This is a genomic window from Gemmatimonadota bacterium (genome assembly GCA_016719105.1).
GTDB lineage: Bacteria > Gemmatimonadota > Gemmatimonadetes > Gemmatimonadales > Gemmatimonadaceae > SCN-70-22.
In genome coordinates this window covers 164,643-171,049 of record JADKAQ010000022.1, presented here as the reverse complement: position 1 = coordinate 171,049, position 6,407 = coordinate 164,643, and the positions used below count along the sequence as shown (strand labels likewise).

Annotated in this window: 4 protein-coding genes; all 4 read left to right on the top strand. The window is 68.6% G+C overall.

From position 1 onward, the window contains the following. The first annotated feature begins 585 nt into the window (after positions 1 to 585). Genes IPN47_20455 through pglZ form a run of 4 tightly spaced genes read left to right on the top strand, consistent with a single transcriptional unit; the run spans position 586 to position 6,403 of the window. The gene (locus IPN47_20455) at positions 586 to 927 is read left to right on the top strand and encodes a hypothetical protein (protein ID MBK9410371.1); all 342 of its coding nucleotides are present in this window, start codon (positions 586 to 588) and stop codon (positions 925 to 927) included. Between the two features lie 4 nt (positions 928 to 931). Continuing rightward, the gene (locus IPN47_20450) at positions 932 to 3,664 is read left to right on the top strand and encodes a hypothetical protein (protein MBK9410370.1); all 2,733 of its coding nucleotides are present in this window, start codon (positions 932 to 934) and stop codon (positions 3,662 to 3,664) included. A gap of 13 nt (positions 3,665 to 3,677) precedes the next feature. Further along, a complete protein-coding gene (locus IPN47_20445; GenBank protein ID MBK9410369.1) occupies positions 3,678 to 4,748 on the top strand; it encodes a hypothetical protein in 1,071 nt (356 codons plus the stop codon). A gap of 20 nt (positions 4,749 to 4,768) precedes the next feature. Next, the gene (pglZ, locus tag IPN47_20440; protein MBK9410368.1) at positions 4,769 to 6,403 is read left to right on the top strand and encodes a BREX-2 system phosphatase PglZ; all 1,635 of its coding nucleotides are present in this window, start codon (positions 4,769 to 4,771) and stop codon (positions 6,401 to 6,403) included. Positions 6,404 to 6,407: the final 4 nt, after the last annotated feature.

Below are 6,407 nucleotides of genomic sequence, written 5' to 3'. Positions count from 1 at the left end.
GGTGGCGCTGGCCAATTGGTTGCTCGACAGGCTTGAATCATCGGCATACTGGCCAACGGTCGAGTTCCGAAGCACCCGCGACCTCGCCGATCGAGCCGCGCTCGATCCCGAACTTCAGCAGGTACTGGCGCTTGACGCCGGCGAAGGCGCTGCGCTCGAACCGGTGATTCGCGAGCTCATCCTTGGCGAGTCGGTCCCGTTCCTCCCCGCTCTCCGCTTCACCGAGGACGGCTTGGAGAAGCGGCGCATCTGGGAGCGCACGTGGGAGCTGCAACGGCGCGAGGATGCGATCGACGCCGAGGTCGCGAAGGACCCGGCGTTCGCCGCCCCGTTCGATGGCGAGAGCGTCGATGGCCTGGCCAAGCGACTCGCGGTGGCCCAGAGGGCCCGGCGCGACGCCGAGATCGGTGCCATTCCGCGCCCACCGAAGTACAGCTCGGCCGACTTCCAGCGCGCCGAGTTCTGGCGCATGCGCGGCGCCCTCGACGTGCCCAAAGGAACGGTTCGTCCTCTTACCCGTTCTGCAATCGCGACGGCGACGACGCCCCGCTCCTCGGCTGGGCGGGGTGGAATCACCTCCAGCAGGTGCAGGCGCTCGCCGCGTGGTACGCGGACCGCACTCAGCGCGACGGCTGGAGCGGGGAGCGCGTCGTCCCGATGCTCGCCGGCATGGCCGAGCTGGTGCCCTGGCTGCGCCAGTGGCACAATGAGCTGGACGCCGAGTTTGGCGACAGGCCGGGGGAGGCCTACGCCACGTGGCTCAGCGAGGAGTTGCACGCGCAGGGGCTCACGGCCGCGGCGCTGGACGCGTGGGAGCCGCCTCGTGTGGCACGGGCCGCGAGGAAGGGCTCGACCACGAAGCGCGCCAAACGATCCACGACTGCAGACACCCAGGGCGATGATGATGCGGCCGAACCGGCCGAGTGAGCTGATGACATCACCGACGCACGCACAGACCGGGAGTGAGGGAGCGCCGACCATCGGCGAGGTCTTCGCCATCCCCACGCAGGTCCATCAGGGCGACTTCGTCCTGAAGCTCACGGAAGGCGTGGACGAGCGGCATGCTGACACGACCCTTCGCGACTACGTCGTCACGCCGCAGCTTGTCTCGTGCTTCAAGGACGCGCTGGGGTTGATCAAGGGTGCGCTCGATGCGGGGGGGAGCCGCGGGGCGTACCTGCACGGGTCGTTCGGATCGGGCAAGTCGCACTTCATGGCGGTGCTGTCGCTCCTGCTCGACGGCAACACCAGGGCACGCGCCATCCAGGAGCTGGTCCCGCTCGTCGCCGACAACCGTGGCTGGCTCGGCGAGGGCAAGGTGCTGGTGGTCCCGATGCACCTGATCAACGCGGTGTCGCTGGAGTCGGCGGTGCTGGGACAGTACGCGCGGCATGTGAGGCAGCGGCACCCCGACTGCGCCACCCCGGGCTTCTACCGCGGGGACAAGCTCTTTGCCGATGCCCGCAATCTGCGCAGCAGCATGGGCGACATCTCCTTCTTCGCCAAACTCAGCGCAGCTTCTGCTGGTCAAACAGGCTGGGGCTCGTTAGGAAGCGGGTGGGATGCCGACGCGTTCGAGGCGGCGATGGACGCGCCGCCGGGCGATTCAGAACGGTCACGTCTGGTGGGCGACCTTGTCGACACCTTCTTCACCTCGGCAGCCGGGCTGGCGAGCACGCACGACGAGGGGTACGTCCCGCTCGACGAGGGGATGGTGATCCTCACGCAGCACGCGCGCTCGCTAGGCTACGACGGCGTCGTCCTCTTTCTTGACGAGGTGATGCTCTGGCTGGCCAGCAACGCCGCCAACCCGTCGTTCCTCACCACCGAGGCGCAGAAGCTCGTGGCGCTGGTGGAGACGGCCAACATGCGACGCGAGATCCCGGTGGTCTCGTTCCTCGCCCGGCAGCGTGACCTGCGCCAACTGGTGGGCGAGCACCTGGCGGGGGCCGAACAGCAGGCCATCGAGGACGTGCTGCGGTACTGGGAAGGGCGCTTCGCAACCATCAAGCTGGAAGACCGTAACCTCCCGGCCATCATCGAGAAGCGTCTCCTTCGCCCAGTCAGCGACTCGGCGCGAGCGCTGATCGAGGAAGCGCACGCCAGGACGGAGCAGATCCGCGGCGAGGTGCTCAACATCCTTCTCACGCGAGAGGGGGACCGGCAGCAGTTCAAGCAGGTCTACCCGTTCTCGCCAGTCCTGGTGCAGGCGCTCATCGCGCTCTCGTCGCTGCTGCAGCGCGAACGCACGGCCCTCAAGCTCCTCGTGCAGCTCCTCTCCAACCAGCGCGACTCGCTGCGGCTGGGCGACGTGATGCCGGTCGGAGAACTCTGGGGGGTGATCGCCGAAGGGACGGAACAGCCGTTCAGCGCGGTGGTTCGCGAGAAGTTCGATCAGGCGCGCAAGCTGTGGCGGACGAAGCTCCTCCCGTTGCTGGATGAAGAGAAGGCGGGCGCGATCGCCGGCGGCATGGCGGCCGACGCCGCGGAAATGCTCTTCCGCAACGATCAGCGACTGATGGCGACGCTGGTCCTGGCCGCCCTGGCCGAGGGGGTGGAGTCACTCGACGGCCTGACGTCGCAGAAGCTGGCGGCGCTCAACCATGGGACAGTGCGCTCGCGCATTCCGGGGCAGGAGGCGCGCACCGTGCTCGAGAAATTGCGCCGATGGGCCGGGCGTGTGGGGGAGATCCGCTTCTCCGAGACGGGGGCGAGTCCGACGGTCTCGTTGCACCTGGTTGGGGTCGACACCGAGGTGATCCTGGAGAACGCCCAGGCGGCCGACACGCCGGGAGCGCGCGTACAGAAGGTACGCGCGCTCCTCTTCGAGATGGCCGATATTCCCATCACCGACACCTTCCTGAATCCCGAGCGGCGGGTGGCGTGGCGCGGGACAACTCGCACGGTGGAGATCCTCTTCAAGAACGTGCGCACGATGGCGCCGGAGCAGTTCCTCCCGAGCGAGGGTGACCGGTGGCGCCTCGTCATCGACTATCCGTTCGACGAGCCGGGGCAGACCCCGCTCAACGACCGGGCCGCCGTGCAGCAGGCGCGGGCACGCGGGCAGGAGGGGCACTCGATCGTCTGGCTCCTCCTTCCTCACGCAGGCGGCGCAGGACGAGCTGGGAAAGCTGGTCGTGCTCGACTCCATCCTGAGTGGCAACCAACTCGACGCCCACGCGCAGCACCTGTCGGCGCTGGACCGCGCCCAGGCGCGCGAGCTGCTCAGCAACCAGCGGACGGCGGTTCGGGCGAACGTGCAAAATGCGCTCCTCGCCGCGTATGTAGTCACGAACCAGTTTCGCGAGAAGGTGGACGATTCCCACGGACTGGACACGCACTTCTACTCGCTGGCCCCGGGGCTCACGCTGCAACCCCCGGTTGGGGCGACGTTCAAGGAAGCGCTCGACCACGTGGTGGGACAGGCGTTGGCCTGGCAGTACCCCGCGCACCCGAACTTCGAGACCGAGATTCGCCTGGCGCTTCTCAAGAAGGTGTGGAGCTGGGTGCAGAAGGCGGCGCAACAGCCGAACGGGCGTGTGGAGGTAGATGCGAGCGATCGCCCGGATATGCGCCGCATCGCGGTGCCGCTTGGTCTCGGGCAGATGGGAGACGCGCACTTCGTGTTGGAACGATCGTGGGAGACTCACTTCGCACAGTGTGACGCGCGCGACGGCGTGACTCCGTTGACGGTGCAGCGCGTGCGGCAGTGGATCGACAAACCGAGCGCACGCGGATTGATGCGGGAAGCGCAGAACCTCGTCATCCTGACGTGGGCACTGCAGAGCAATCGCAGCTTCCACTTGTATAGCAGCCAGACGCCGGTCGAAGGCGCTGTCGAGAGGCTGCCGGACGAGCTGGAGGTCCGCACGCAGCAGCTGCCTGACGAGCAGGCGTGGTCGGTCGCCATCCAGCGTGCCGGTGGGCTGTGCGGAGTGACGGTCCCGGGCCTTCGGTCGGCGCAGTCGCTTGCGATACTGGCGCGAGACGTGGAGGCCAAGGCGCGCCCGGCGCAGTCTGATGTGGTGCAGTACACGCAGCGGCTCGATGCAGCCCTCACCCGCCTAACGCTCGACGCTACTTCGAGCGAGCGTCGTACGAGCGCGATTGCGGTTCGTGACCTGCTCACGGCGCTTCAAGGACAGAGGCCGGATGGAATTGTTCGCGCGCTCGCCGAGGCCGCGGTTCCCACGACGGTGACGGCGATGGGTGAGGTTCTCGCGCACGCGAGCGCACTCGCACAGGCAGTCGACCTGGTGCAGTGGTCGCTGGTGCAGAACCTCAAGTCGCTCCCCACCGAGAGCTTCGGCACTCGCGTCGAGGCGCTGCTGGAAGGGCTGCGAGAGGCGCTGCGGCGCGATGAGCACGTCGTGGCGCTGCGTCCCGCCGTCGAGCAGTTCAATGAGGGCGGTGTTCGACTGATCACGGAGTCGGCGCGACTCATGGAGCAGGCGCAGGCCAAACTTCGCGAGGAGCTGGAGGCGAAGCGCCGAGAGGAAGCGGCGGAGCGTGCGAAGCGTGAGGAGGAGATGGCAGCGCGCGAAGCTGAGCTTCGCAGACGCGAGGAGCAGTACCGGAACTCGCCGCCCGCGCCACCACCCGTGGTTTCTGAAGGCCCGCCCAAGAAACTCATGGTTGACGGCGCACGCTTGGAAACGGCGCTGGCGAAGATCAGGGAAGACGTCTCGTCGAGCGGTGACTCCCAGGTGGAAATCACCTGGCGCATCTATCCGCGCACGTCCCCATGACAACGTCGGCATCGACTGGCGTGCGTCAGACCCCAGCGTCACGACCATCGGGGGCGTTCCTGGTGCGGCCGACGCACCTGTCTACTCTGCTGGCGCAGGTGGAGAAGAAGAGCGAGTCGCGCGTGGTCGCGGTGCAGGTGCGAGGGGGGTGGACTGGTGGCGAGTCGCTTCTCGTGGGGTCGCGCAGCTGGCGCGTGGCGCGCGCCGCGTCGGTGCTGGCCGTTCGGGAGGCGCTGGTCGAGTTCGAGGACGCGGGTGGCGATGCGCGCCTCGTCATCCTCACGCCGTTGGAGACGCAGGAGCTGGGGTGGGATGTGCTGGCGCGCATCGCCCGGCAGCGCGTCTTTGTGCTCGAATCGTGGGAGCTGCTGAGGGACCTGTTCCGCGCGCATGGTGTGGACCCACGCGTGGCGCGGATGGGCTGGCTAGCCGACGTCCTGCTCGAACACGCTCCCCCCGGCGGATACCCGGCCGCGCCGAGTGGGGTGCTCGACCTGGACACGGCCTGGTTGCATGCGCTCGTGGTGCTCCTCGGGTTGCCGGGTGGCGCGCCGGATGCCCTCACGCTGCTGCGGTGGAGCTCGCGCGAAGGTGCAGTCGCGCGTTGGAGCGCTCTTCCCGACGAAGTCCGCCGGGGCATCGCTGAGCGATTCGGCGAAACGGCTGGCTCGCTCGGCAAGCTGCTGGCAGCTGCCATCGAGGCGGGGCGTGGTGATCAACTGCTCGCGCTGGGACTCGCCTGCGGAGTGCTCTGGCCAGATCAGGAGGTGGACGACCCCGCCATTCGCGACGTGCTGACGGCGGCGCGCGTAAGGCTCGAGCCGCTCGTCGGGGGACAGGCACCGAGCGAGGCCCAGGCGCGAGAGTGGAGCGCACTCGCGCGCCGCGCATTGTCCGAGCTGCCCGCCGAGCGCGCGGCCGCGGAGGCGGCACGTGCGGAGTGGCTCCTCGAGGAACTTCGCGCCGAGGCGGCGGCGGAACTGAGCCCGATCCTGCCGGCGGGGTCGTCCCGGCGCGCGGGACGCCTCGGCCGGGCGATCAGGACGTGGCTCTCCCACGGAGGGAGCAGCGCCGCGATCGATGAGGCGCAGCGTCGCTTCGTGGACCACGAGGCGATACGCGGGAGGGACCGCGCCGAGCGTGCGACCATGGCGGCGCGGCTCGTGCGCGCACTCGGTGCTTTGCAGAGGGCGGAGGTTAGTGGGGGTGACACCTTCGCGGACGATGTCATCCGACATGTCCGCTCGGGGAGCTGGTTCGATGCCGCCCGAGTCGCGCTCATGGCCGGTGATACCGACGGCGAGCTGTCGACTGCGTACGCCGCCCTATTGCAGCGAGCGCGCGCGGTGCGCGAGGTGGAGAACCAGCGCTTCGCGGAGCGATTGGTGGCGTGGAACGCACACCCGGTCGCCGAACCGGCGATGCTCCCCGTGGAGCGCGTGATCGAGAATGTCGTGGCACCCATCGCCGACAACCGCGCGGTGTTGGTGCTCCTGATGGACGGCATGGACCTGGTGGTATGGCGGCAGCTGCACGCCGAGCTGGCGGGGCGCGGGTGGACGTGGTGGCGCCCTGACGCGGCGCCAGCCGCTCCTGTCGCCGTCGCCATGCTCCCCAGCGTCACGGCTTTCTCGGACGTCGCTCTTTGCCGGTGAACCG